The organism is Flagellimonas sp., from assembly GCF_965601775.1.
Classification (GTDB): Bacteria; Bacteroidota; Bacteroidia; order Flavobacteriales; family Flavobacteriaceae; genus Flagellimonas.
Genome location: NZ_OZ271837.1, coordinates 3,749,847 through 3,776,017, shown reverse-complemented (window position 1 = coordinate 3,776,017; position 26,171 = coordinate 3,749,847). Strand labels below are relative to the sequence as shown.

At 40.4% G+C, this 26,171-nt stretch carries 23 protein-coding genes; 8 read left to right on the top strand and 15 right to left on the bottom strand.

Annotation, left to right across the window (positions count from 1 at the left end):
* Window positions 1-7: 7 nt before the first annotated feature.
* The 7 genes from ACSLUF_RS17455 to ACSLUF_RS17425 are packed head-to-tail and all read right to left on the bottom strand — an operon-like array spanning window position 8 to window position 11,207.
* Window positions 8-2,422, bottom strand: coding sequence for an FtsX-like permease family protein (locus ACSLUF_RS17455; protein ID WP_435623948.1), 2,415 nt, complete (start codon window positions 2,420-2,422; stop codon window positions 8-10).
* 23 nt (window positions 2,423-2,445) lie between these two features.
* Entirely contained in the window at window positions 2,446-4,833 is a 2,388-nt protein-coding gene (locus ACSLUF_RS17450) for an ABC transporter permease (RefSeq protein ID WP_435623947.1), read from the bottom strand.
* Between the two features lie 23 nt (window positions 4,834-4,856).
* Window positions 4,857-7,241 carry an ABC transporter permease gene (locus ACSLUF_RS17445; protein WP_435623946.1) on the bottom strand — a complete coding sequence of 795 codons (2,385 nt, stop codon included), beginning with the start codon at window positions 7,239-7,241 and terminating at the stop codon, window positions 4,857-4,859.
* Between the two features lie 43 nt (window positions 7,242-7,284).
* Window positions 7,285-7,980 (bottom strand): ABC transporter ATP-binding protein, encoded by a 696-nt coding sequence (locus tag ACSLUF_RS17440; protein WP_435623945.1) that lies wholly within the window; start codon window positions 7,978-7,980, stop codon window positions 7,285-7,287.
* 27 nt (window positions 7,981-8,007) lie between these two features.
* On the bottom strand, window positions 8,008-8,583 hold the full coding sequence (locus ACSLUF_RS17435; RefSeq protein ID WP_435623944.1) for a hypothetical protein: 576 nt from the start codon (window positions 8,581-8,583) through the stop codon (window positions 8,008-8,010).
* 22 nt (window positions 8,584-8,605) lie between these two features.
* Window positions 8,606-9,856 (bottom strand): efflux RND transporter periplasmic adaptor subunit, encoded by a 1,251-nt coding sequence (locus tag ACSLUF_RS17430; RefSeq protein ID WP_435623943.1) that lies wholly within the window; start codon window positions 9,854-9,856, stop codon window positions 8,606-8,608.
* A 7-nt stretch (window positions 9,857-9,863) separates the two neighbouring features.
* Window positions 9,864-11,207, bottom strand: coding sequence for a TolC family protein (locus tag ACSLUF_RS17425; protein ID WP_435623942.1), 1,344 nt, complete (start codon window positions 11,205-11,207; stop codon window positions 9,864-9,866).
* A gap of 201 nt (window positions 11,208-11,408) precedes the next feature.
* Here ACSLUF_RS17425 and ACSLUF_RS17420 point away from each other — a divergent pair, with 201 nt between their 5' ends.
* From ACSLUF_RS17420 to ACSLUF_RS17405, 4 genes are all read left to right on the top strand, one after another.
* Entirely contained in the window at window positions 11,409-12,767 is a 1,359-nt protein-coding gene (locus ACSLUF_RS17420) for a sigma-54-dependent transcriptional regulator (protein WP_435623941.1), read from the top strand.
* A gap of 5 nt (window positions 12,768-12,772) precedes the next feature.
* The gene (locus tag ACSLUF_RS17415) at window positions 12,773-14,122 is read left to right on the top strand and encodes a sensor histidine kinase (protein ID WP_435623940.1); all 1,350 of its coding nucleotides are present in this window, start codon (window positions 12,773-12,775) and stop codon (window positions 14,120-14,122) included.
* Between the two features lie 12 nt (window positions 14,123-14,134).
* A complete protein-coding gene (locus ACSLUF_RS17410) occupies window positions 14,135-14,584 on the top strand; it encodes a 3-oxoacyl-ACP synthase (RefSeq protein ID WP_435623939.1) in 450 nt (149 codons plus the stop codon).
* Window positions 14,585-14,667: 83 nt separating this feature from the next.
* Complete coding sequence (locus ACSLUF_RS17405) at window positions 14,668-15,039, top strand: SnoaL-like domain-containing protein (protein WP_435623938.1); 372 nt, start codon at window positions 14,668-14,670, stop codon at window positions 15,037-15,039.
* Here ACSLUF_RS17405 and arfB read toward each other — a convergent pair.
* From arfB to ACSLUF_RS17365, 8 genes are all read right to left on the bottom strand, one after another.
* The gene (gene arfB, locus ACSLUF_RS17400) at window positions 15,036-15,440 is read right to left on the bottom strand and encodes an alternative ribosome rescue aminoacyl-tRNA hydrolase ArfB (protein ID WP_435623937.1); all 405 of its coding nucleotides are present in this window, start codon (window positions 15,438-15,440) and stop codon (window positions 15,036-15,038) included. The two genes, ACSLUF_RS17405 and arfB, sit on opposite strands and share 4 nt — an antisense overlap.
* A gap of 35 nt (window positions 15,441-15,475) precedes the next feature.
* Window positions 15,476-16,318: a hypothetical protein gene (locus tag ACSLUF_RS17395; protein ID WP_435623936.1), complete on the bottom strand. Its 843-nt coding sequence runs from the start codon at window positions 16,316-16,318 to the stop codon at window positions 15,476-15,478.
* Window positions 16,319-16,378: 60 nt separating this feature from the next.
* A complete protein-coding gene (locus ACSLUF_RS17390; protein ID WP_435623935.1) occupies window positions 16,379-17,383 on the bottom strand; it encodes an ABC transporter ATP-binding protein in 1,005 nt (334 codons plus the stop codon).
* Between the two features lie 60 nt (window positions 17,384-17,443).
* Window positions 17,444-19,597: a prolyl oligopeptidase family serine peptidase gene (locus tag ACSLUF_RS17385; protein WP_435623934.1), complete on the bottom strand. Its 2,154-nt coding sequence runs from the start codon at window positions 19,595-19,597 to the stop codon at window positions 17,444-17,446.
* Between the two features lie 77 nt (window positions 19,598-19,674).
* The gene (locus ACSLUF_RS17380; RefSeq protein WP_435623933.1) at window positions 19,675-20,688 is read right to left on the bottom strand and encodes an aspartate-semialdehyde dehydrogenase; all 1,014 of its coding nucleotides are present in this window, start codon (window positions 20,686-20,688) and stop codon (window positions 19,675-19,677) included.
* A 190-nt stretch (window positions 20,689-20,878) separates the two neighbouring features.
* On the bottom strand, window positions 20,879-21,286 hold the full coding sequence (mscL, locus tag ACSLUF_RS17375) for a large-conductance mechanosensitive channel protein MscL (protein WP_435623932.1): 408 nt from the start codon (window positions 21,284-21,286) through the stop codon (window positions 20,879-20,881).
* Window positions 21,287-21,367: 81 nt separating this feature from the next.
* On the bottom strand, window positions 21,368-22,471 hold the full coding sequence (alr, locus tag ACSLUF_RS17370; RefSeq protein ID WP_435623931.1) for an alanine racemase: 1,104 nt from the start codon (window positions 22,469-22,471) through the stop codon (window positions 21,368-21,370).
* The gene (locus ACSLUF_RS17365; RefSeq protein WP_106143756.1) at window positions 22,464-23,108 is read right to left on the bottom strand and encodes a thymidine kinase; all 645 of its coding nucleotides are present in this window, start codon (window positions 23,106-23,108) and stop codon (window positions 22,464-22,466) included. Before ACSLUF_RS17365 ends, alr begins: the two co-directional genes overlap by 8 nt.
* Before the next feature lie 158 nt (window positions 23,109-23,266).
* Between ACSLUF_RS17365 and ACSLUF_RS17360 the strand changes: the two genes are divergently transcribed.
* The 4 genes from ACSLUF_RS17360 (at window position 23,267) to ACSLUF_RS17345 (ending at window position 26,149) form a co-directional block, all read left to right on the top strand.
* Window positions 23,267-23,941, top strand: coding sequence for a hypothetical protein (locus tag ACSLUF_RS17360; protein WP_435623930.1), 675 nt, complete (start codon window positions 23,267-23,269; stop codon window positions 23,939-23,941).
* Window positions 23,942-24,005: 64 nt separating this feature from the next.
* The gene (locus ACSLUF_RS17355) at window positions 24,006-24,362 is read left to right on the top strand and encodes a DoxX family protein (RefSeq protein ID WP_435623929.1); all 357 of its coding nucleotides are present in this window, start codon (window positions 24,006-24,008) and stop codon (window positions 24,360-24,362) included.
* 9 nt (window positions 24,363-24,371) lie between these two features.
* A complete protein-coding gene (gene rsmI / locus ACSLUF_RS17350; protein ID WP_435623928.1) occupies window positions 24,372-25,043 on the top strand; it encodes a 16S rRNA (cytidine(1402)-2'-O)-methyltransferase in 672 nt (223 codons plus the stop codon).
* Window positions 25,044-25,096: 53 nt separating this feature from the next.
* A complete protein-coding gene (locus tag ACSLUF_RS17345; RefSeq protein ID WP_435623927.1) occupies window positions 25,097-26,149 on the top strand; it encodes a helix-turn-helix domain-containing protein in 1,053 nt (350 codons plus the stop codon).
* The last annotated feature ends 22 nt before the right edge of the window (window positions 26,150-26,171 follow it).

Here is a 26,171-nt window from a genome sequence, read left to right as displayed (position 1 = left end):
GATGTGGTTATTCAGTTCTTAAACTTTTTAGGGGTTGCATTAAGGCAGCACTCACTGATTGATAGCTTATGGTCAGCAGGGCAACAAACACAGCTATGATGCCCGCCACTAGGAATAGACTCCAATCCAAGGGAATTTTATAAGCAAAATCCTCCAACCACCTTTGCATGGAGTACCAACCAATAGGAACTGCAATTACAAAGGCAATGAGTACCAATTGAATAAAGTCAATCGTAAGCAGTTGATATATACTTTTAAAAGGAGCACCCAAAACCATGCGAATGCTGATTTCTTTTTTACGTTGCTCTACCATAAATGCAGATAAGGCAAAAAGACCTAAACAGGCAACTAAGATGGCAAACAGTGCGAAACCATTGAAGATATTCCCCATTCTTTGAACATCGCTATGCATTTGCGCAAAATCATCATCCAAGAAAGTATAATTGAAAGTTTGGTTGGATACATTCCTATCCCAAACTTCTGAGATGGAGGCGATGGTTTGATTCAATTCGGAAGTACCAATTTTAACTGAAATCAACCCTGGGCTATTACCAATTACCAAGGCCAAGGGTCTTATGTTTTCCCTTAAAGAAGAATAATGGAAATCCTTTACTACACCTATTACAACAAATTGATCTCCATTATCTATTCTTTTTCCAATGGGATTTTCCATACCCAATTCCTGCGCCATTTTCTCATTAATGATGGCCGCATCAATGGAATCTGAAGGCCGGTTTATAGCAAAATCCCTTCCATTAACGATTTCTAACCCCAAGGTTTGCAGATAATCATGGTCCACACGCCATATTTGTCCAGGCACCCCGGTATCTTCTACTGGATCATCGATGTTTTTAAAGGTGTTCCCATTGCGTTTAGTCCCAGCTACCGGAAGGTAATCCCCAATTGAAACTTTGGAGACTGAAAGTAAATCCAACAATTGCTTTTTAAAGGATTGCGCCTTGTCTCCCAAAGCGCCCGCGCCTTGTACTACAAGCACCTGTTCCTTGTTATAGCCTAATTCCTTATTTAGGATATAGTCGGTTTGTTTGTATATAATGAGAGTGCCAATGATAAGTACAATTGAAATGGCAAACTGGAATACCACAAGCCCACTTCGTAATCTTCTGTTTTTGCTTCCGGTGGCTAAATTTCCTTTTAGGACCCGAGCCGGCTTGAATGATGATAAATAAAAGGCTGGGTACAGGCCTGCAAAGATTCCAATCAATAAGGCTACCCCAATTGTTATAGGAAAGAACACTGGCGACAACCATGGAAATTCAATACTCTTTTCTGCAACAATGTTAAACCAGGGCAGGAGCAAGGAGGCGAGCACAATTCCCAGTACAAATGATAATACACTCAACAAAACGGACTCTGTTAGAAACTGAAACACCAAATTGTCCTTTTGGGCACCTATGGTTTTTCTCAATCCTACTTCTTTCGCTCGGTTAGCCGATTTTGCTGTGGAAAGGTTGATAAAATTTATCGAAGCCAATAAAAGAACAAAACAAGCTATCGCAGCAAACAACCAAACAAATCGGATATCTCCATGCTTCAGGTTGTCAATCATTTTACTGTCCGTATGTAAATGAATATCTTGAATGGGCTGTAAATCAAAGCTCATACCTTTATAGAGATCGATGAATTTTCTCATGAATTCATTTTGATTCAGTTCTGGTACGATGTATTTATCCACTACGGAATGCATTTTTTGCTTCAAGGCCTCGATATCCGTATTCTCATGCACTTTGATATAGGTCATGTAGTTGGTGTTAACCCAGTTGAAATCGGTATCGCGCACATGCATTAGATATTCATAATGGAAATGTGATTTTATAGAACTTCGGTCCACTACTCCTGTTATGGTATAGGGATTTGCGGTGTCGTTATCCAAGACTACAGTTTTCCCCAAAGCCTTTGTGTTTCCAAAAAGGAGATTTGCTTTTTCTTTGGTTATTACGAGGCTTAAAGGTTCTTTGAGAGCAGACTCAGCCTGCCCTTCAACAAAGGGAAACTCTAGAATATCAAGCATGGGTTGGCTTGCGAACACAAAACCATCTTCAATGATTCCCTTGGCCTGTCCGGATACTTGGATAGTTTTTTGACCTGCCCCGAAAAGTTCACTTGAGGTATACTTTCCGGCTTTTTCAATTTCTGGATAATCAGAGGCCAAGGCATCCGCGAAAGGAAGTTGGAAATGTGCATTTTTTATTACCTCTCCGTTTATTGGAACTTCGGCAACGACTCTAAAGGTTCTTTCTGGATTTGAATAGTGTTTGTCATAACTCAACTCATCTAGAATAAAGAAGCTTATAAGCAAACAAGCGGCAACGCCCATGGCGAACCCTCCAATTTTGATCGTGGTGAACAGTTTATCCTTCCGAATGCTCCTCCAAGCAATATGTATATAGTTTCTGATCATGATGTTTCGTTTTTTGATGATGATTATTCTGTTCTTAAACTCTTTATGGGATTTGTTCTCGCCGCTTTCAAGGCTTGATAGCTAATGGTGATAAGGGTGATTGACAGCAAAAGACCTATGGCGATCCCATAAATCCACCAAGAGACCTGTGTTCGATAATTAAAATTGTTGAGCCAGTTGTTTAGAAAATACCAGGCAACTGGAGAGCCAATTAGGCCCGCTATTAGGATGAGTTTCAAAAAATCCTTGGACATTATCCATAGAATGCCATTGATACTGCTTCCCAATACTTTTCGAATCCCGATTTCTTTGGTTTTCTGAACTGCGAAAAACAGGATAAGGCCATAAATTCCAAGAGAGCCGATAAAGATGGCAAGCGCAGTAAACAATTTTACCAAAGAAAGGAACCGACTTTCTTTTATATACAGATTTTCAATTTGGTCATCTAAAAAAGAATAATTGAAAACATATTCTGGAAAAAGTTCACTCCATTCGTTCTTAATATGCGTTAACCTAGATGTGATGTTCTTAGGATTTACTTTTATGGCCAATTGGTAGTAACTATCCGAATGGGGAGCAATAAAAATTGGACTTATTTCCTGATGAAAATCCCTATCATGAAAATCGTTGATAACACCAACAATCTTGCCTTTTACATGGCCATCAGCAAAGGATACTGACTTCCCCAACAGCTCTTCCAAGGAGGAAGCACCAAGCTTGGCCGCAAAGGTTTTGTTGACCAAAATTTCATCAACGGACTCGTTTTCAAAAAAGTTTCGGCCAGCAAGAATAGTAAGGTCGAAGGTCTCTAGATACTGACGGTCGGCAACCTTCATTTGTGCAGAAAATGCTTCATCTTCATCCTTGTTGTTATATCGTACCCTAGCGTTCCATTCATTTTTAGCAGCAGCGGGTGGAGCAAAACAAGCAGTTACTCCTTCGATTCCATTGTAACTGACGAGACGTTCCTTGAGAGCCTTTAAGTTTTCGGTTTCCAATGTTTCTGGAAGGTCAACCATTACTACTGCAGATTTATCAAAACCTAAATCCGAATTGATAGCAAAATGTATTTGTTTGTTTATTGCAATTGCAGCAATAATCAAGATAATAGAAATGGTAAATTGTGAAGTGACCAGTACCCTTCGGGTAAGATATCCAGAAGAAGTAGACTTAAAAAACTTGCGCTGAAATGCGGAAACTGGGTTGATTCGGGCCAGGAGAATACCAGGATAGCTACCGGCTAAAAAGGTAATACCCAATAATAGGGTACCAATAAAAACCAAAAAGGAAATATTGATAAGGTTGGTTATATGAAGTTTCAACCCAAAAACAGCATTGAAATAAGGAAGGATGACTCCAACTAAAACTAGGCCAAGCGTAAGAGCAAGAAGAACAATCAAGAAAGTCTCAGCCATAAATTGCCAAAAGAGATGTCCTTTTTGACCCCCTAATACTTTTCGAACTCCAACTTCTTTAGATCGGTAGCTGGACTGTGCCGTTGACATGTTGATAAAGTTGATGCTAGCCACTAGAACAATGAAAAATCCAATTAAAGAAAACACCCATAACATTTTGATATCCATAGCGCCGTCGTACCTGGCATCAAAATGGATGTCCTTAAGAGGTTGAAGTTTGTAGCGATGTAGATTTTTCTCGTTCGGCCTATACTGCTCAGGATACGATTCGAGTACACTTTCAATCTGCGCAATATTCTGATTAGGTCGCAGACGCGCAAAACTCTGTAGATTTAACCCTATGGCCCACCATTCTTCGCCCCCCATAAATTTACTAAGCTTCTTTAAGGTGTCGAAGGAAATGAAGATATCCCCTTGAATGAAGGAGGTCGAAGGGATATCCTTTAGAATCCCGGTCACAGTTATGATTTCTTGATTTTCTAATTCAAAAGTTTTGTTGATTGGATTGGAATCTCCGAATAACCTTTTTGACATGGATTCTGTTATCACCGCCGTATTGGGTTCTGAGATATTTATTTGGTTTGAACCATTTAAAGGAGGAAAGTTGAAAATGTCAAAAAAATCTGCCTGGGCGAACACAACGCCTCTACTTAGGTTCAAGCGTATGTCTCGATCTTCAACAAACACTACCCTATCTTCCAAATTCACGATTTTAGCTACTTTTTCAGCATAATCATAATCGGAACGGAAAGCATTGGTAAATCCTGGAGGAACACTAGGGGTATAATTAATTTCATCCTTGTGCTGCTCTGTAACGAATCGATAAATCCGGTCTGGGTTGGAATGGAATTTATCTAATTGTAGGTGATACTGAACAAAAAGGAATATAAGAATACAACATGCAAAGCCAAGAGCAAGTCCCGTCACATTGATTAACGCAAACCCTTTTCTCTTCTTTATACTTCGCCATGCAATTTTAAACCTGTTCTTATTCATGATTTTCGATTGGGATTCTTTGTTTATTCGGTTCGTAAGCTTTTTATAGGATTGGCAGATGCAGCCTTAAGGGTCTGATAACTGATAGTCACTAGAGTAATTAACATAACGGAACCGATTGCTGCAGCAAATATCCACCACCCTATTTGGGTTCTGTAGGTGTACCCTTGTAGCCATTGCTCCATTAAATACCAAGAAGCAGGTGTTGCAACTAAGCCAGCAACCATGATCAGTTTAAAAAAGTCAAGGGTAAAAAGAGTGAGAATGTTTGAAACTGAACTTCCCAATACTTTTCGAATACCTATTTCCTTTGTACGATGACTTACAAAGAATAGTATTAAACCATATAGACCCAAACAACCGATGAAAATGGCAAGACCAGAAAAGACTTTGGACAGCGACAAATACCGTTGTTCGGTTTCGTACTGCTCAGCCACACTTTCATCCAGAAAACGGTAGCCAAATACGTGTTTTGAGAAAGTTTGAGACCATTCTTTTTCAAGTTGCGCCAAGGTAGTTTTTGTGTTCTTGTAGTTCATTTTCACACCGATTTCATTGTACCATCGTACATAGGGGGCTATAAAAACCGGCCTAATTTCTTGAGTAAAACTGCCATCATGAAAATCCTTAACCACACCTACAATGGTGGCTTTGATTCGCTCTCCGTTTACCGCAAGAGTTTTGCCCAATATTTCATCAGGTGATGAGGCCCCTATTTTCGCAATAAATTTTTCATTCACTAAGAGTTCCGTAATGGAATCATTCTTAAAGAAGTTCCTGCCTGCCGCTAGTGGAATATTGAAAGCGTTCAAGTAATCTGCATCCCCAATCTTAATGGAAATACTGAAATCTTCTCTTTCGGGTCTATTATTGTACTTTACCGTTGTATCCCAAAAGGTGTTCGCCCCACCGGGACTGGTTAAACAACCTGAAACATTTTGTACACCAACCACTTGTTGCAGTCTTGATTTGAGATCATGAAATTTGTCGGGATCTAAGTTTTCAGGAACCTCGAGCATTATGATAGACTCTTTATCAAAACCAAGATCGGTCTGCGTGGCATATTCGATTTGTCTTGAGATAACAAGGGTAGCAACAATAAGGGAGATTGAAATTACAAACTGCGCTACAACCAAAACTTTTCTTGTTTTGGAGCCGCCGGTATCATTATGGTTCAGTTTTCCTTTTAGTGCCAAAATGGGAACTATTCTGGATAGCAATATCCCTGGGTAAGCTCCAGAAAGGAGAGATACCAATAGTAGTAAAGCCAATAAAAAACCAAAGAATTTGAGATTGAGAAGGCTTTCAAAGGATAGCTGAATATTAAAGAGTTCATTAAAGGAAGGCAAGAAAAACACGGCCATACCAAAGCCTATTATTATAGCGAAAATGCTTATTAAAAAAGTCTCGCTTAAAAACTGCCAAAAAAGCTGTTTTTTAAAACCACCCAATACTTTGCGAATTCCAATTTCCTTGGATCGATAAAAAGCTTGAGCCGTCGAGATATTAATAAAGTTGATGGAAGCGATAATCAACAAAAAGAGCCCTATGATTCCGAAAACAATCAGGAAAACAGGATCTAAACCGCCATACTCTTCATTGAGGTGTATTTTAGATAAAGGCTGTAGTTTATATATGTGTGTGTTTTTACTATTTGGCCTATACTTTTTGGGTAGCTCCAGAAGAACACTTTCTATATGAGCAATATCTTGATCAGGTTTTAACAGAGCGAAACACTGTAAATTGGTGGTAATACCTCCCCAATTTTCCCCATATCCAAATTCAGAAAAGTCCTTTAGGTTCTCAAAGGAGATAAAAATCTCTGCCTCTAAGAATGAAGTGCTAGGAATGTCTTTTAAGATTCCGGTAATTTCAATAGTCTTATCATTTTCAAGAACAAATGTTTTTCCAACAGCATCGACAGTTCCAAAAAGCTCTAGGGCTTCACTTTCAGTAACCACTGCAGTGTTTGGAGCTGATATGGAAATAGTATTGCTTCCATCCACTAAAGGGAAACTGAAAATTTTGAAGAAATCTTCTTGTGCAAATAGAACATCCCTTTTGTACTTGGCAATGTTTCCATTTCGGTCCACATCAATAACCAAACCATCCCGATCCATAATTTTAGCAACCTTATCCGCGTAAGCATATTCTTCTTGGAACACTTTTGCAAAAGCGGGAGGAACACTAGCAGAATAGTCAATATCATCCATATGTTCTTCGGTGGCCATCCTATAAATACGGTCCTTGTTCACATGAAAATCATCAAAGGAATAGTGATACCCCAAGAAGAGGTATATCAATATGGCGCTTCCAAAGCCGATTGAAAGGCCAAGAATGTTTATCCCAGTAAACACTTTCCTTTTTACGAGGTTCCTCCAGGCAATTTTAAAATAGCTTCTAAGCATGATTTTAGTTTTTTGATTGTGATAGATTGATGAATAAACTCGCTTAAACGGTTGCCTGCATGGGTTTGTTCTTGCTTTCCGTTACTATTTGTCCGTCAAATAGATTGATGACACGGTGCGCATAATGGGAATCTCTGTCTGAGTGGGTCACCATGACGATGGTTGTCCCCTCTTGATTCAGTTCCGTAAGCAGTTTCATTACCTCGATACCATTTTTGGAATCCAAGTTTCCGGTTGGCTCATCCGCAAGAATCAATTTGGGATTGGTGACTACGGCTCTTGCAATGGCAACCCGCTGTTGTTGTCCTCCAGAAAGTTGCTGTGGAAAGTGTTTTTCACGATGGGCGATTTTCATACGTTCCAGAACCGCCTGAACTTTTTGTTTACGCTCACTTTTGTTCATTTTTAAATAGATCAATGGGAGTTCTACATTTTCAAAAACCGTAAGCTCGTCGATAAGGTTGAAGCTCTGGAAAACAAATCCTAGATTCCCTTTGCGAAGCTGGGTCCTTTGACTTTCCTTTAGGCCACTTACCTCATGGCCAGCGAAATTGTAGCTTCCGTCCGTAGGGTTGTCCAACATTCCGATAATATTCAGTAGGGTGGATTTTCCGCATCCGGAAGGACCCATTACCGCAACAAACTCGCCTTCGGCCACGTTGAGGTTGACACCATTGAGTGCCAGGGTTTCCACTTCTTCGGTTCTAAAGCTTTTTTTCAGGTTTTGTATCTGTATCATTTTTTAAAGTATTATGGTCTTTAGTAATTAATTGTATGGTTCATTTTCTGATGTTGTCCAAGGACATATTGAAAACTCTTCGTCTAATTCGTTCATATCGATATAGATAATGGAATTAAGGTCGAAGTAAACTTCATAGGGTGAAAATCCTTCTGGCAAGTAGTCCATGGGATCAAACCCTAAATTGGTATCCTCTTCTTCAATAAAGTTTAAAGAGCTTACTGCGGGGGAATCCACGTAAGGGTCAAACCCATTGGGCAAATAAATCGAAGTATCAAATCCCAAATCCAATTCCTGATGGTCTTCAACAAAGGCGACTGAATTCAAATCGAAATAAACCTCATAAGGTGAAAATCCTTCGGGAAGATAGTCCTTGGTATCAAAACCTAGCTCCAAGTCCTCTTCTTCAATAAATTCAATTTCGCTCAGGATAAACGCAGCCTCATCAGCCTCTTCCTTAGAGGACGAAACTAGGATTGTGTCCATCTCTTCAGTTGCCAAGGCCGCTTGTAACGGACTTGCTTCAAAGGTACTTTGTTGTTCTTCTGCTATGGCGGTACTTGATAAGAGTACACATCCATAAAGTATTACTAATCTGTTCATTTTTTGACGTTTTTAATTGATATTACTTTAATACTATTCTTTCGGCAGTACCAAAACTGTCATAGTTACTGGTAATTACCTTTTCCCCAGGCTGAAGTCCTTCAAGCACTTCGTAGTATCTGGAATTTTGTTTTCCTATTCTTATGTTTCTTTTAATGGCCTCACCTTCATCAGTTCCCAAAACGAAGACCCATTGTCCACCTGTGCTTTGGAAAAACCCACCTTTTGGTAAAAGCAAGGCGTCATTTGAAGCGCCCAACTGCAATCTGATGTTGTAGCTTTGACCGGCCCTGATGGTTTCTGGTTTGTTATCTGTGAAAACCAAGTCCACTCTAAACCTACCGTTTCTAACTTCGGGATATACTTTTCTTACTCGCAAGGGATATTCGTTCCCATTTCTGTCAAATGTTGCTGATAGATCTCTCTTAACTCTATCAATGTAATGCTCATCAATTTCAGCTTCGATTTTGAAATCGGTCAATACATTCACCTGACCAATACGTTGTCCCTGGGCAATGTTCTGACCTATCTCAGCATCTAGGAATCCTAACTGTCCGTCTGCGGGAGCCCTCACGTTAAGGTGGTCCAGTCTTTCGTAAACCATGGAAAGCGTTTTGCGCATACGTACCAAGTCACCATCCAAACTAGTCAACGAAGTTTTACTTAACTCCTCATCTTGTTTGGTTTGTTTTTCAAGGATATCATGTTGCCTTTGGGCCAACTCGTAGTTTTCTTTGGATAGCAAATACGCTTCTTTGGAAATGAGTTTCTCATTATACAAGTCTACATTTTGCTCATAGTTTCTTTTCAAGCGTTGTAAATCGTAGAATGCTGTTGCTAAAGATTGTCTACCATCTAAAAGACGAGAGTCAAAATTGAGTTTGGTAGACCGCAGATCATTTTGCTTTAAAGCAAGGTTACTTTCACTGGCTAAGATTTGCTCATACAGCACCATGTTTTCCAGCTTAAGGATAATGTCTCCCTTTTTGACCATGGCACCTTCTTCGATTAACTTTTCAGTTACCCGCCCCCCTTCATAGGCATCCATATATATTGTGGCTATCGGCGCTACATTTCCGTTGATGGTAATAAAGTCATCAAACTTGCCATCCACAACTTCTGAAATGGATACTCTTTCTTTGTCGGTTCTGAAGGTAGAGGTTGTTCCGGCAAACAATAGCTTCCAACCAAAAAACAGTACCAATATGCCCAGCGCGATGTAACCGTAATGCTTGGGTCGTAATCCTTTCTTTTTTTCTAATTGTATATCCATCAGTCGATTAATTGATATTAAAAATAGGTAGGCCTTTATAGAAATCTATGGTACTTTCATTCACCTTCAATCTCAGACTTACTTGTAAATTTTCGTTTTGTGCTGTCCCAAAAAGGTTCTTGGCCTGAAACAGTTCAATGGCGTTTATTAGTCCTTTTTCGTAGCGTTTTTGTGCAATCTCAAATGCAATTTCCTGTGCTTCCACTCTCTTGTTGCTTTGGCCCAATTCTACCACCAAGGCATCATGGGTTTGAACCAGTTGTTGAATTAGTTGAAACAATTCCTGTTCTTGCAATTTCAGATTGTTCTTGGCCTGTAAATAGGCTATTTTTTGTTGCTTCACTCGAGAACGGTTTGACCAACCGTTGGTAAGCGGAATGCTAAGTTCGGCACCCACGAATCGCGCAAAGTTTTCACCGATTTGATCAGAGAATGGCACGACATTGTCATTGTCATCTGTATTGGTTTCTGAAAACCGAGAGGACATTCCTGCCACTACCCGAAGTGATGGGTACAAAGTTCCTCTGGTGGATTGTAATTGCTTTTTGGCTGCTTTTACTCTGTATTCTTGAGATTTTACAATCGGCACAAAGGTCCTTGCGGTCGCGTACAACGAATCAACGGTTACCTCTTGGTTAACATCAGTTCCCTGATTTGACTCTTCGTCTAGTTGCAAATTGATATCGTTGGTGTCGGTCAAATTCATTTCTTGTAATAAAGTCAATTTGGACAGTGCAAGAGTATTTTGGTTTTGGGTAACCAACAATTTGTCGTTCAAAAGGTTGGATTCAGCCTCAAGCAAATCAGCCTCAGCCATAAGCCCTAACTCTACTTGTCTTTTAACCAAGTCGTAGTTGGTTTGCGAAATATCTTGCTGATCTAAGGAATTAGCTACTAGACCTTCATTGAACTTAATATCGTAATAGGCGCTCATTACACGAAAAGCCAAGAGAAATTTTTCTTGAACAATATCTTCTTCGGAAGCCCTTAGAATGTATTTGGCCGCTTTAATAGCATTCAGTTTTTGAAAACCTTGAAAGACATCAACATTGGCACTAAGGCTGTAATTGGCATTGTTGAACTCTCTATTTACCAACACCCCAGTTTGTGGATCTTCAGTCAGACCCGTATTGATACGGTAATCTGTAAAAGCATTTACATTGGGCAATAAGTTTCGTACTGATTGTCTGTAAGTCTCCTTGCTGGCATCCTTGGTATAAGAGCTATTTTTTACCAGAAGGTTGTTCTCAATCGCGTAAGCCACACATTCGTCCAAGGTCCATGCTTTTTGGGCCAAGGTCGAAGCCGTTGCGAAGAAAAATAGAGCGATTATGTAAATTTTGATATTCATGGTTTTTTACTGTGCCAAACTTAATACTATTCATGTGCCAAAAAATTAAACTGCTGAAAATCAAATTATTACAAATAGAAAATAATTGAAATGAGAAGAAGAGTGTAAAATTTTTATACAAATTCTGTCCAAATTTTTTACATGGGCCTAAATTATTGCTCTGCTATTCGTAGTTTTAAAACCAAACAAATCCCAAAACCTATGATTGACGCCAAAATTTTGGTGGTAGATGACAATAAAAGCGTATTGAGCGCCTTGGAGATTTTGCTTCAGTTTGAATATTCAAGCGTACAAACCCTTTTTAATCCAAACCAAATTTCTTCTTTCCCTAAGCTCGAAGAAATAGACATTGTTCTGTTGGACATGAATTTTTCGGCTGGAGTGAACACCGGAAATGAAGGCTTATTCTGGCTTAACGAGATTAAAAAGAGGTCACCCAATACTTCTGTGGTGCTAATGACAGCCTATGGTGCTGTGGATTTAGCAGTAAGTGCCTTAAAGCAAGGTGCAGCCGATTTCATTTTAAAACCATGGAACAATGAGCGTCTAATGGCCACAGTGAAATCCGCGTATGAGCTTAGAAAATCCAAACAGGAAATACATCAACTAAAAAAGAAAGAGAGCAACCTGAAGCAGGTTATTAACGAGGATAAAAACTCTATAATCGGAAACTCAAAAGCGTTGACCTCAGTTTTGAATTTGGCAAAAAAGGTGGCCAAAACGGATGTAAACGTGCTGATTACTGGGGAAAATGGTACTGGAAAAGAACTTATAGCTCGTGAATTGCACAGACTCTCTGTTCGAAAAGATGAGGTATTCATCGGTGTGGATATGGGGTCCATTGCCGAAAATTTGTTTGAAAGTGAACTGTTTGGGCACCTTAAGGGGTCTTTTACAGATGCCAAAGAAGATCGTGTTGGTAAGTTCGAAGCAGCGCATCAAGGGAGTTTGTTTTTGGATGAAATGGGGAACCTATCCCTTCAAATGCAGGCTAAACTGCTATCGGCCATCCAAAACAAATCCATCGTACGGGTAGGATCCAATAAATCGATTTCCGTTGATATACGACTTATCTGTGCCACAAACTGCAATCTGGAACAAATGGTTTCTGACGGACTGTTCCGAGAAGATTTGCTATATCGAATTAATACCATACATATTGAGGTGCCCCCTCTGAGGGAGCGAGAAGGGGATATTTTGGTATTGGCCGATTTCTTTCTGAAACTTTTCGCTGGAAAATATGATAAACCAAGTCTTAGAATAAATAGCGCTGCTCAGGAAAAGCTTTTGGAATATCGGTGGCCCGGGAATGTGAGGGAATTGCAGCATACTTTGGAACGAGCTGTGATTCTATCCGAGGGAGACGTCCTAAAACCATCCGATTTTTTACTGCACCACAAGGCGCCCAATGAATTGGTGAATAGTGCTATGACCTTGGATGATATGGAACAGCAAATGATTGCCAAAGCACTGGAGCAAAATGAGGGTAATTACAGTGCGGCCGCAGAGCAATTGGGTATTTCGAGACAGACGCTGTACAACAAACTAAAGAAGAAATAGACCCTATGGTTAGCCAAAATTTCTATTATAAAATCATCATAAGAGTCTTATTTATTGGGATAAGCGCATATGTTTCTGCCTATGGTTTTGCAAACGAAAAATACCTTGTTGGAGGATTGGCCGGTCTATTTTTTGTGGTTCAACTTATCCTGCTTATTCGATACTTTAATCACACCAATAGAACCATTGCATACCTTTTCAAAGCAATAAAAAATGAAGACTTTACGCTTAGATTTCCAAAGGAAACCAAGGAGGAATCCTTAAATGAGTTGAATCTCAGTTTAAATCTGCTGAACGATACTGTGCAGGAACTGTATTTGAGAAATGAGGCCAAGGAAAAGTATTATCAGGAAATCATCAAACAGGCGGATATTGGAATACTCACGGTAAACGAAGCAGGGCACATCCTGTTTGCCAACCCCACAATGGAAAGATTGCTCAATCATAGCCCGTTGAATCATATCAAGCAACTGCAACAGGTAGATGAGAAATTGTATCAACTTTTTAGTGTACTTAAGCCCTTTGACCGTAAGCTAGTTGAACTAACCACCGAAAGGGAACAAAAACAATTGGCAGTCAAGGCTCGCGGAATCACCCTTAACGAAGAAGAATTACTTCTGGTTGTGGCACAGGACATTGACAAAGAATTGGATGAAAAACAAACCGAATCCTGGGTGAGATTGATACGCGTGCTCACTCATGAAATCATGAACACCATTACCCCAATTACTTCAATTTCGGATACGATTATCAAGTATTTCGTAAAAAATGGAGAGGCCATTTCCTCTGCGGAATTGGAAGAAAACCACATCAAAAATACAGTCAAGGGATTGGAAGTAATCAAAAATCAGGGAGGGAATCTAATGGATTTTGTGCAATCCTATAGAACCTTATTAAGTGTTCCCGAACCGGACAGAGCCTTGGTCAATGGATTTAATTTGATCAACAAGATTCAGGTGTTGATGGAAACTAGGGCCAATGAGTCTGGAATAAAATTTTCAATTGACTGCACGCCCCTAAGCCTGGAACTTTTCATTGATGAAAAACAAATTTCCCAGGTCCTTCTCAACCTTTGTAAAAATGCCATGCAATCTGTGGAAAACACATCAAATGGACAAGTTCAATTAATGGCAAAGGAGGAAGACAACTTGAAGATTATCGAGGTAAAAGATAACGGCCCCGGAATACCGGAAGACCTTCTGGAGGAGATTTTTATTCCATTTTTTACTACTAAAACAGGCGGAACGGGTATAGGTCTCAGTCTTTCCAAAAGAGTGATGCAATTGCATGGAGGGAGTTTAAAAGTACATTCCATTCCCAATGTGGAGACGGTTTTTAGATTGACATTTTCCTAGGGTTAAAAAGGTATGGGTTTAAAAGAAAGACTTTTGGAACATTGCCATTCTTATGTAAAGGAGAAAGAGCAGATGTTGATTTCGAGATATGCCCTGCTCCAAGATTCTTTGAACAATGAAACAAAAAGCACCGCAGGGGACAAGCATGAAACAGGAAGAGCCATGGTACAGTTGGAGCAGGAAAAACTGGAAAAGCAAGAAAGAGAATTAAAACTCACAAAGGAGATTCTTCAAAGAGTTAAAATAGATAAACCAACTCCAAATGTAAGCTTGGGCAGTTTGGTCAAAACAGATTCCCATTCCTATTTTTTGGCCATTTTCGCTGGCTCTTTTGAGCATATCGGAGAAAGTGTATTTTGTATTTCGGCAGCATCACCCATTGGGCAATGTGTGTTGGGTAAAGCGGTAGGAGAATCCTTTGCCTTCAATGGAAAAACAATCAAAATCCTGGAAATAGAATAACACATTTTGGGTTTAACCTTTCCTTAAAACAATTACTTTCAAAGATGGTTACCTTTAAAGGGATTAACCAATAAATGAACATCATGACAACACAAGAAGTTGCGAACAAGCTAGTACAGCTTTGTCGCGAAGAAAAGTACAGAGAGGCCTACGATTTGTATGCGGACGATGCGGAGAGCATCGAAATGGATGGTATGCCAGGTGAAAAAATCACTATAGGGAAGGAGAACATTTGGAACGGCTATTTGCAATGGGCCGAAGGCATTGAGGAAATCCATGGAGGGTCGGTTGGGGACCCGGTAGTCGCTGCAAACCATTTTGTGGTGCCCATGTCCATGGACGCCACTTTCAAGGAAGGCGGGCGTTGGGCTTTTGATGAATTGTGCATGTACCAGGTAGAGAATGGTAAGATCAAAAAGGCACAATACTTCTATGAAGTTCCGGAAATGGGTTAATCCAAATCAGGCTTTTTGCGGTTGAATTTTTTATCTGACTGCTTTCGCTTGGATTTCAATCTATTTTCAACAGAAGATTTTGAAGGCTTTGTAGGTTTTCGTTTTTTGGAAACTTCCAAAGCCTTTTTTATAATTTGAATGAAACGTTTGGTGACAAGCTCTTTATTCTTATGCTGACTTCGGGATTCCTCGCATTGTAATTTAAAGATGCCTTCAGCGGTCAATTTAGATTGGAGCTTGAATCGTATCCTTTCTTTTTCGGCGGAAGTTAGACCAGTGGATGTTTCCACCGGAAATGAAAGCTGAATTTTCGAGGAGACCTTATTGGCATGTTGCCCACCAGGCCCACCACTGCGAATAGCCTTGAACTGAAGCTCACTAACAATTTTTTCCCAATCCATTACCTCTTAAGGTTTAGGACAAAGATAATCTGAAGCTATTCCGTTTTGAAGGAAATGCCCACTAAGTTGAAGTCGGAGTTATTTTCCTTATTGCCGCTTTCGTTATTGTAGCTATTTACATTTTTCGGACTACCCTCCCCATAACCAAAACCAGTAGCTTCTATCGTAATGGAATAAACGGGAGTCGATAAATCCAAGGCAATGGGATAGGTTCCATAGGAGTTGTCTACCAACTTAACCTCTTTGCCCAGGGTACTCTCATTGGCACCAAATTCACCTTGAGCCACTTCATTCCGATTTTGGTCAAAGGCAGTCCATTTGCCCGTTTCTCCATCGGGATGACCTTCGTTGGCTCCCATCATTCCAACGGTAACGACAATGTCGGAAGCCGGGTCCTCAAAAATGATTTCGATTTTCTCACTTGCATTGACTTCTTGTCCTTGGTACATGACGTAGTAGTCTATCTGGTCCCAACGTGCGCCGGCTACTCCGAAACCTTCGTCTCTAAATTCAGTATCGTACACCAATTGGCCAGCACTGCCATCAATTTTTAGGGCTCTTAGGGATACACCATTTCCCCAATCCTGAAGACCTTCTCCGTTGTTGGTGAGTATATTGGGTGAAGCCGTCAATTCAATGGTTGATGCATTGGTTTCGTCAGTATCGGTGTCTTCCGAATCATCATTGTTGGAATCATCGTTGTTGGTTTCGTCACTATCTGAATTTTGGTCATCCGAAGTATCTTCCGAGTTGGTTTCTTCTACAACTTCCTCGTCTGATTCGGTTGACATTTCTTCAGTGGGAGTATCTTCAGAACATGCAATAAAGGATAAAAAAAGAAGCGTGCCCAAGAAAGGGGCGAGCAGGAATTTTTTCATTTCAGTAGTATTGGGGTTCACTAGAGCAACGAAAAATCGAACTACTTCGTATAGAACAAATTAGCTTTTCGACGAAAGGGAATTCCCTGACAGATTGATCCTCTTATTAACCAATTGAAGCGCAATATTGAGAAATACTTTGGTTTGAACCCTGAGGGCCACTTTATGGGTAAAAAATATGGAATACCCATCCTCCGAAACACCTTCAACCAAATAATGACTTCCCTTAAACAAATTTCGTTGCACGGTAACCTCTAGGCCCGACTTATTTGAAATTTCAAATTCATGGGGATATATCAATAGGGTAGCATCCAATTCCGAATACTCCTTAAGAAGGCGCAAAGGCACTTCATTTACGAAACCGAAAAGCGAGGCGATATATTGGGTTCGCGGATTGTTATGGAGGAATTCTGTAGGTTGATGCTCCTCAATTTTTCCATCTTTCAAAACGATAATTTCATCTGCAAAGGAGAGAACATCGTCCCTATCATGGGTAGCGGTAAGCACGGATATACCCTTGTTCTTTAAATAAGGGAAAAGGCGATTTCGCAGCTCATTTTTTTTGAATTGATCAATATGGCCAAAGGGTTCATCAAGAAGCAATAGTTCTGGTTCCTGGGCTAGCGCTTGGGCCAATGCCACGCGTTGTTTTTGTCCCCCACTTAGATTTTTGACTTTTTCATGGGCAAAGTCCTGCATCCCTATGAGGGTCAACAGCTCATCTATTCGGGACTGATGGGTTTCAGGTTCAAAAACAGACAAGTGCTGCGCTATGTTTTCAGTAACGGATGTGAAGGGCATCAAATCAAAATCCTGAGATAGATATTTCATGTAGGATTCCCCAGGCACTAAGTTATAATTGGGACCCAAAGCTTGCTTTTCTCCCCAATAAATGGAGCCATCATCTAAATGTAGTAGACCGTATATGAGTTTAAGTAGCGTGCTTTTACCAGACCCACTTTCTCCCATTAAGGCAATATGCCCCCCTTTGTTGATTTGAAAAGAAATGTCCTCCAAAATCAACCTACCATCGTAGTCAAATGCATTAATCTGAACTTTTAGCATCTTTCCTAAGGGCAAAAAAAATCCGCCTCCGAAGAAGCGGATTCAGCATTTTACTTTGTTTTAATCTTTAAACTCCTTCAAAACCGCTTGGTTCGGTAGCTTGTCATATCCCATATTAAATAAGGTAAAGCCAAAAATATCGGCATATTGTTCAATGGTTTTACTTACAGGAGTTCCAGCTCCGTGACCCGCATTGGTTTCAATACGAATTAGGGTAGGATTAGTCCCTTGTTGTTTTTCCTGAAGCTCGGCAGCGAATTTGAAACTATGGGCCGGAACAACACGGTCATCATGATCTCCTGTAGTGACCAAGGTAGCGGGATATTCAACACCTTCCTTCACATTGTGAACAGGTGAATAGCCTTTCAAATATTCAAACATTTCTTCGTCATCCTCAGCGGTTCCGTAATCGTAGGCCCAACCGGCTCCAGCAGTGAAAGTATGGTATCGTAACATATCCAAAACACCCACTGCAGGTAAAGCCACTTGCATCAAATCAGGGCGTTGTGTCATGGTTGCACCTACCAAAAGTCCACCGTTGGACCCCCCTCGAATGGCCAAATATTCTTTGGAGGTGTAATTATTGGCTATTAAATACTCTGCGGCGGCGATAAAGTCATCAAACACATTTTGTTTTTGTTGTTTGGTTCCGGCAATGTGCCACTTTTTCCCATATTCACCCCCACCTCTAAGGTTAGGTACAGCGTAAATTCCACCCTGTTCCATCCATACCGCATTCACGATGCTGAAAGAGGGAGTTAAGCTTATGTTGAAACCTCCATATCCATAAAGAATGGTTGGATTTTCTCCATTCATCTCCACCCCTTTTTTATGGGTGATAATCATGGGAACCTTAGTGCCATCTTTAGAATTAAAGAAGACCTGAGTGGAAACATAATCAGCAGGATTGAAATCAATTTCAGGTTTCCAATATTGCTCATAGGCTCCGGTTTCCACATTATATTTATAGGAAGACCCTGGGGTGTTGTAATTGGTGAAAGAAAAGTAGAATTCCTTTTCTTCTTTTTTGCCTCCAAAGCCATTAGCGCTTCCAACACCTGGAAGTTCAACTTCTCGTACCAACTTACCATCGTAGTCGTACTGAAGTACTTTGGATATGGCATCCACCATATATTCTGCAAAAAAGTATCCGCCGCCCGTTCCTGGGGTCAATACATTTTCAGTTTCCGGGATTACATCTTGCCAATTGTCTGGAGTTGGATTAGCAGCATCTACGCTCACAATTTTACTGTTGGGCGCGTTTCTGTCCGTTACCAAAAACAGCTTGGACCCTGTGTTGTCAATCACATAGGTATCAGATTCAGTATCGTCCAAAATGGTTACCAAACCACTGTCAGGATTGCTCAAATCTTTCATGAACAATTTGTTTCCAGAGGTTGAAATTGCAGCAGAGATAAAAAGGTACTTTCCGTCATCGGAAACATTGCTACCCACATAACGGTGCTTTTCTTCTGGCACTCCTCCAAAAATCAGTTCATCCTCGTATTGCGGTGTACCCAAAGCATGATAATACAATTTATGCTGGTCCGTTTTGGCAGAAAGCTCACTTCCGTCCGGTTTATCATAGCTTGAATAGAAGAAACCATCATTTCCTTTCCAAGATATACCGCTGAATTTGATGTCCACAAGGGTATCTTCCACTCTTTCCATGGATTTCGTGTCAATCACGATTCCCTTTCTCCAATCACTTCCTCCCTCAGAAATGAGATAAGCTGCTTTGGAGCCGTCTTTGGTAAAACTTAGCCCCATTAGAGAGGTCGTTCCGTCTTCCGAAAAAGTGTTGGGGTCCAAAAACACTTCGGCCTCTTCCCCTTCTTTTTGGCGATAAACCACATACTGGTTTTGAAGTCCATCATTTTTGTAGAAATACGTGTAGTCTCCTTCGGTAAAAGGGGACCCTAGTTTTTCATAGTTCCACAATTTTTCCAAACGATTTTTCAAATCTTCCCGAAAAGGGATTTGGTCCAAGTAGCCAAAGGTAGCAGCGTTCTGGGTCTTGACCCAAGCTTCAGTCTCGGCGCTACGATCATCTTCTAACCAACGATAGGGGTCTTTTACATCAGTTCCGAAGTAGGTATCCACAGTGTCTACCTTTTTGGTCACGGGATAGTTCACAGCAATAAGTTCTTTCTTTTTTTCCTGGGTACAGCTGGCAAGAATGAGCACAGCCATTAGGAAGGTTAATTTGTTCATTTTTAAAGATTTTAATCTGCTAAAAATAGCACAAATCCCCCTTGCGTTTTAGAAAGTGCAGAAACCTTTAACGTATTTTAAGAAATGGTAGAAGTTTGCTGGACAACCAAGCCTTTTTGTACCAAATATTCGGCAATCTGTACGGCGTTGGTCGCAGCTCCTTTGCGTAAATTATCAGATACAATCCACATATTTAAGGTGTTACGCTGGGTCTCATCTCTTCGCAATCTTCCCACAAAGACCTCATCTTTCTCATGTGCATGAATGGGCATAGGATAGCTATTGGTAGAAGGGTCATCTTGAACCACAATTCCAGGTGTTTCACTAAGAAGTTGCCTCACCTCATTGAGGTCAAAATCGTTGTGGAACTCGACATTTACAGATTCGGAATGTCCACCAGCTGTTGGAATACGCACCGCAGTAGCGGTCACGGAAAAAGTGCGGTCGTCCAAAATCTTTTGGGGCTCGCGGGCCAATTTCATTTCTTCCTTGGTGTACCCGTTTTCCATAAACACATCGCAATGCGGCAAGGCATTTCTATTGATAGGATAAGGGTAAGCCATTTCCCCATCAATTCCGTTGGTTTCATTTTCCAATTGTTGAACCGCTTTAACTCCTGTACCAGAAACGGATTGATAGGTAGAAACTACAATACGTTTCATTTGATATTTCAGATGTAGCGGATTCAGTGCCATCACCATTTGGATTGTGGAACAATTTGGATTGGCGATGATTTTATCATCGGCTGTCAATTCGGAAGCATTGATTTCTGGAACCACCAACTTCTTTGTGGGGTCCATACGCCATGCGGACGAATTATCAATAACTGTGGTACCCACCTCTGCAAATTTTGGAGCCCATTCTAAGGAAGTATCCCCACCTGCAGAAAAAATGGCAATATCAGGTTCGGCCGCTACAGCATCATCAAGACCAATAATGGTGTATTCAGTTCCTCTATATTCCAATTTCTTACCTACGGAACGTTCTGAGGCCACCAATAACAATTCGGAGATTGGGAAATCCCGTTCTGCCAAAACCCGCAACATTACCTCGCCTACCATTCCAGTGGCTCCTACTACCGCAACTTTCATATCAAAATCAATTTATGCGACAAAAGTACATCCGCGAATTGGATTTATCCAAGTCTTTTAAGAAAGATAAAATAAAAAATAACAAAATGTTATAAATAAAACAACCGTCAGCATGTTAGCGAAACAGACTGACGGCTTTTAAGTTATGAATTGTGATGTAGCGGTACCCTTTATTGAAGGGTAAACGATTTTACTTTTTCAACAAATCACGGATTTCAGCAAGCAATTCTTCTTGCGTTGGTCCTTTTGGTGGCTCTGGAGCAGGCTCTTCTTTCTTCTTCATTTTATTCACTCCTTTTACAATCATGAACATTACGAATGCTACTATGATGAAATCAATCACATTGGTCAAAAAGGCTCCATAGAGCACGGCAATTTCCCCAACGGTTTCTCCTGCATCATTCACTGTACCTTCTTTTATTATGTATTTTAAGTCATTGAAATCGGAATTGAACAACAAACCGATAAGTGGTGAAACAATTCCTCCGGTAAAGGAAGATACAACTTTGTTGAAAGCAGCACCCATAACGAAACCTACGGCAATGTCGACCAGGTTTCCTTTCATGGCGAAGTCCTTAAACTCTTTCAGAAATCCCATTTTTATAGTTTTAAGTGGTTAATGATTCCAATGTACAGAAAAAAAGTACTCTGCTGCAAATGAGAGCCTAAAAAACAGAGCCTACTTGATTACCCTTTTTACTCTTTGCGATATGGCTGTTAAAATCTCATAGGAAATGGTTTGGGCAGAGGAAGCAAAGCTTTCCGCTGAGTTTTCTTCGCCAAAAACCATAACTTCATCGCCTTCGGCACAATCTATCCCCGTTACATCCACCATAATCATGTCCATACACACATTTCCGATAATGGGCGCTTTTTCACCATTTACCATTACAAAGGTCTTTCCGTTTCCATATTGCCTTCCAATACCATCAGCATGACCTAGTGGAAGCGTAGCAGTAACTCGATATCCGTCTGAACTGAAAGCACGGTTGTAGCCTACGGTTTCGCCAGGTTCAATTTTATGCATCTGGGAAATAATAGTTTTTAGCTGAGCCACAGGTTTAAGGTTTTTGTCCTCAATTGCACTATTGCCATAGCCGTACAAACCAATGCCGCTTCGGACCATTTCAAACTGGGCATCTGGATAGTTGATGATTCCCGAGGTATTCAGCATATGCCGAATAGGGCTGTACCCTAATTTTTGGTTGAGCGCGACACTTATTTTTTTAAAAGTCTCTATTTGGGTTAGGCTGAATTTTTTTTCATTTGGGTCTTCGGATGCAGCTAGATGCGAAAGAATAGCAGTGATTTTTATCTCATTTCGATTCTCCAGTTGTTTCGAAATGTGTTCCACATCAGTTTCCCAAAACCCTAATCGGTTCAAACCGGTATTGAATTTGATATGAACTGGATAGTCCTCCAACTTTTTGCGTTGTGCTACTTTCAAAAACTCAGCTAAGATTTTTGGAGAATACAAACTGGGCTCCAATTGATGAGCTATCAACTGTTCAAAATTTACTGGTAAAGGATGTAGTACCAATATAGGAGTGGTGATACCTGCTTCACGAAGCAACCCCCCTTCTTTTACATAGGCTACCGCCAAATAATCGACCCCAAGATTTTCCATTTTTTGGGCAATACCGACCATATCGCTTCCATAGGCAAATGCCTTTACCACGGCCATAAACTTGGTTTCAGGGTCTAGCTTTGATTTCAGGTAGTGGTAATTATGGGCCAGGGCAACTAGGTCAATTTCTAGGATGGTCTCACCAACTTTATCCATTGGCTGTTTTCTTTTTTGGGGTGACCTCTTCGGCCTCTACATCCATTTTACTTACTTTTTCCTTAAGCATGGCCTTGTAAAAAGCGGCTCGGCTTAGGGGTTCATATTCGCCGGTTTCACCAAGAAGAACCAAATTATCATTGTCGGCTTTTCTAAAGCTGTAGTTGGCCAAGTTTCCAGTTCTTGTGCAAACAGCATGTACTTTGGTCACATATTCTGCAGTAGCCATAAGTGCTGGCATGGGACCAAAAGGGTTGCCCTTGAAGTCCATATCCAATCCAGCCACGACCACCCGAACCCCACGATTGGCCAAATCATTGCATACGGTTACGATTTCGTCATCAAAAAATTGAGCTTCGTCAATACCTACCACATCACAATCGTCCGCCAGTAAACGAATGTTGGCGGCAGCCGGTACAGGGGTAGACCGTATTTCATTAGAGTCGTGCGATACCACCATATCCTCATGATAACGAGTATCAACGATGGGTTTAAAAATTTCTACCTTTTGTTTGGCGAATTTTGCACGTTTTAGGCGACGGATAAGCTCTTCGGTCTTACCGGAAAACATGGAGCCGCAGATAACTTCTATCCATCCAAACTGTTCTTCAGGGTTGACCGTATTTTCGAGAAACATACTGTACTTTTAAACGAAAAGGGTAGTACTTTCGTTTTAATTAAAGACAAAACACAAAGCTACTAAAAAAATAAGCCTTGTTTTCGGGATAAAATTTAACCTTTTGTTCTTAAAGGGATTATGAAAATGGACTTATTTTTATAAAAAGATTTTAAGTGATGGTAAGGAAGTTACGGGAAGAATTGATAAAACTATCTACCGATATCATAACGGCAAGAGAGGATAAACAGTTGATTGAGCTGTATGATAAGGCTAAGGAGCTATATGAGAAATTGGCGGTGCTGAAATTCATAGATGAGAAATTAAGCGATATTGAGGTGGACGTTTCCAAAAATGTGTTGGCATCTCGATTTGAGAAATTGGCCAATACGGTAATGAGTGGAAATACGGCGGTACCAGAAAACAACCCACACGATGAGGATATTATTACTCCAGGCATGGACACCATAAAAGACATGGTTTCAGAAATGCCAACGGAAAAAGCTGTGGAGCACTTTTTTGCCGAGTTTGTTGCCAAGCCGGAAAAACCTAAAAATGACAAGGAGATTTTTACGGAATCCAATACTGAACCTGCTGTAAAAAAATCATTGAATGATTCATTCGTAAAAGAGTATCAAATTGGCTTGAATGACAAACTAGCTTTTGTTAAGCACCTTTTCAATGAAAATGCCAAGGAGTACGAAAAAGTGGTGAATCAGTTAAATACCATTGACACCGAAGAAAGGTCCAAAGCGTTTATCACCAATTTGGTAAAGCCAGAGTACAATAACTGGGAGGGGAAAGAAGATTACGAGTCCCGTTTTATGGCCTTGATAGAAAGGCGATTCGCATAAACCAAAATCTATTTCGGCTACTTTTTATACTTTTAGGGAAGTTCATCCCTAAACCTAACTACAGATGAAATTTATCAAAATTGCGTATTGGCTGTCGACAGCTTTGTTGACAGCTATCATGTGTTTTTCCGCGTACAATTACTTTTTCAATAACGAGATGATTCGTGGCTTTTTTGAAGCCATGGGATATCCTACCTATTTGATTTACCCTATGGCTATAGCCAAACTTTTGGGCCTACTTGCTGTTTGGGGTAATTTCTCCAAATGGCTCAGGGAATGGGCTTATGCAGGCTTCTTCTTTAACTCCGTTTTGGCCTTTTTTGCACATGTTATGATCGGCGATGGGCAACAAATGGGAGCCTTCCTGGCCTTTATTTTTGTATTGACTTCGTATTTCACGGCAAAAAAGGTAAGGCCTTAACTTTGGCCTATGGGAAAACTATTTTTGGTTCCAACACCAATAGGAAATCTAGAAGATATGACCTTCCGGGCCATTAAGGTGCTCAAGGAAGTGGATTTGATTTTAGCTGAGGATACGCGTACTAGTGGCAAATTGCTCAAGCATTTCGAGATTGACACCCCTTTACAAAGCCATCATATGCACAATGAACACAAACAGTTGGATGCAATTATTCAAAAATTGGAAGAAGGAACTACCCTAGCCTTGATTTCCGACGCGGGCACTCCAGCCATTTCCGACCCAGGGTTTTTATTGACGCGTGCCTGCGTCCAAAACAACATTGAGGTAGAATGTCTACCTGGAGCAACGGCTTTTGTGCCTGCTTTGGTGAACAGTGGTCTTCCCAACGACCGATTTGTTTTTGAAGGATTTTTGCCGGTTAAAAAAGGTAGGCAGACCCGACTTGAAACTTTGGCCGAAGAAAAACGAACTTTGGTTTTTTACGAATCGCCTCATAAATTGGTAAAAACCTTGACACAGTTTGGCGAGTATTTTGGAACAGATAGACCAATTTCGGTCTCACGCGAGTTGACCAAATTATATGAAGAAACGGTTCGAGGAACAGTCGCTGAGGTTTTAAAACATTTTGAAACCAAACCGCCTAAAGGTGAGTTTGTTATTGTGGTAGCAGGTAAGCAGTAGTTGTTCGTATCCTATCCTTTTTTTAATTAATTTGGTAACAACCGAAAGCCAAAGTGGTACAAAAACTACATCCTGAAATCAACAAGGTGTACTTTGTGAATAAGTATACCTTATTTCATATTCTTTCCGGTTCAGGAACCATCCAGGTTGATTTTAAAAACTATGCGGATTGGCAAGACAAGGCCATTTATTTGGAAAAAGGGCAGTACATCAAATTCTTTTCAGATGACTTTGTGGTTCGAAAGATTGAGTTTCCCAACAGAGCCATTTTTGAAAAGAAGGAAGTACGTGTACTTTTTAAACATCTGATTTCGTTGGGCTATATCAACTTTAATGAATGCGATGAATGCCAAAAGTATTTGGCAAATACCGTATTTTCTGAGGACACTACGGATATCATCGATATATCTTCCAAACAATGGTATTGGCAGAATCCCTTTAAGGCCAGTAAGAAAGAATACCAGCTGATTTTTGATGTCAAGGACATTATTGATGAAAACTACTTCAGTAATTTTTCAGGTGATGATGTGGTAAAGCTAATGACCGAAAATGGATACGAAGCCCAGGCTTTGGTCAAAGATAAAATTGGACTCTCAGTAAAAAACTTGATTTCCAACAAAAGGTTGATGGAGGGCCGAAAGAAAATCGTTTTCACGGATAAGAGTATTCAGGAAGTGTCCTACGAAACCGGATATAAAGACCCGGCTTACTTCAATAGGGTATTCAAAAGAAATACAGGGATGACCCCTTCGGAGTTTCGAAATGATTTTGACTTCGAAAATAGGGACACCTTTATTCAAAACTTGGTCGAACTATTAAAGACCCATCATACCGAACAGCGCAACCTTGAGTTTTATGCGGATAAAATGCACCTTTCTGTTAAAGCACTTTCTAAAAAAACAAGGGCCAAAATGAATGCTTCCTTAGGTCAGTTGATTCGGGGAGAAGTAATCACTTCTTCCAAAAGGCTATTGCAACAAGATGCTTCTGTAAAGGAAGTGGCCTTTGCTTTGGGCTTTGAGGAAGCCAATCATTTCTCCCAATTCTTCAAGAAATACACAGGGACCACACCCACTTTATATAAATCCAAAAAGTACAATTCTTAGCGTCTTTTTTGTACCTCCCAGC

Coding starts and splice junctions, on each gene's coding strand:
- ACSLUF_RS17455 (WP_435623948.1), bottom strand. CDS start 2,422: ATGATCAGAAACTATATACATATTGCTTGGAGGAGCATTCGGAAGGAT.
- ACSLUF_RS17450 (WP_435623947.1), bottom strand. CDS start 4,833: ATGAATAAGAACAGGTTTAAAATTGCATGGCGAAGTATAAAGAAGAGA.
- ACSLUF_RS17445 (WP_435623946.1), bottom strand. CDS start 7,241: ATGCTTAGAAGCTATTTTAAAATTGCCTGGAGGAACCTCGTAAAAAGG.
- ACSLUF_RS17440 (WP_435623945.1), bottom strand. CDS start 7,980: ATGATACAGATACAAAACCTGAAAAAAAGCTTTAGAACCGAAGAAGTG.
- ACSLUF_RS17435 (WP_435623944.1), bottom strand. CDS start 8,583: ATGAACAGATTAGTAATACTTTATGGATGTGTACTCTTATCAAGTACC.
- ACSLUF_RS17430 (WP_435623943.1), bottom strand. CDS start 9,856: ATGGATATACAATTAGAAAAAAAGAAAGGATTACGACCCAAGCATTAC.
- ACSLUF_RS17425 (WP_435623942.1), bottom strand. CDS start 11,207: ATGAATATCAAAATTTACATAATCGCTCTATTTTTCTTCGCAACGGCT.
- ACSLUF_RS17420 (WP_435623941.1), top strand. CDS start 11,409: ATGATTGACGCCAAAATTTTGGTGGTAGATGACAATAAAAGCGTATTG.
- ACSLUF_RS17415 (WP_435623940.1), top strand. CDS start 12,773: ATGGTTAGCCAAAATTTCTATTATAAAATCATCATAAGAGTCTTATTT.
- ACSLUF_RS17410 (WP_435623939.1), top strand. CDS start 14,135: ATGGGTTTAAAAGAAAGACTTTTGGAACATTGCCATTCTTATGTAAAG.
- ACSLUF_RS17405 (WP_435623938.1), top strand. CDS start 14,668: ATGACAACACAAGAAGTTGCGAACAAGCTAGTACAGCTTTGTCGCGAA.
- arfB (WP_435623937.1), bottom strand. CDS start 15,440: ATGGATTGGGAAAAAATTGTTAGTGAGCTTCAGTTCAAGGCTATTCGC.
- ACSLUF_RS17395 (WP_435623936.1), bottom strand. CDS start 16,318: ATGAAAAAATTCCTGCTCGCCCCTTTCTTGGGCACGCTTCTTTTTTTA.
- ACSLUF_RS17390 (WP_435623935.1), bottom strand. CDS start 17,383: ATGCTAAAAGTTCAGATTAATGCATTTGACTACGATGGTAGGTTGATT.
- ACSLUF_RS17385 (WP_435623934.1), bottom strand. CDS start 19,597: ATGAACAAATTAACCTTCCTAATGGCTGTGCTCATTCTTGCCAGCTGT.
- ACSLUF_RS17380 (WP_435623933.1), bottom strand. CDS start 20,688: ATGAAAGTTGCGGTAGTAGGAGCCACTGGAATGGTAGGCGAGGTAATG.
- mscL (WP_435623932.1), bottom strand. CDS start 21,286: ATGGGATTTCTGAAAGAGTTTAAGGACTTCGCCATGAAAGGAAACCTG.
- alr (WP_435623931.1), bottom strand. CDS start 22,471: ATGGATAAAGTTGGTGAGACCATCCTAGAAATTGACCTAGTTGCCCTG.
- ACSLUF_RS17365 (WP_106143756.1), bottom strand. CDS start 23,108: ATGTTTCTCGAAAATACGGTCAACCCTGAAGAACAGTTTGGATGGATA.
- ACSLUF_RS17360 (WP_435623930.1), top strand. CDS start 23,267: ATGGTAAGGAAGTTACGGGAAGAATTGATAAAACTATCTACCGATATC.
- ACSLUF_RS17355 (WP_435623929.1), top strand. CDS start 24,006: ATGAAATTTATCAAAATTGCGTATTGGCTGTCGACAGCTTTGTTGACA.
- rsmI (WP_435623928.1), top strand. CDS start 24,372: ATGGGAAAACTATTTTTGGTTCCAACACCAATAGGAAATCTAGAAGAT.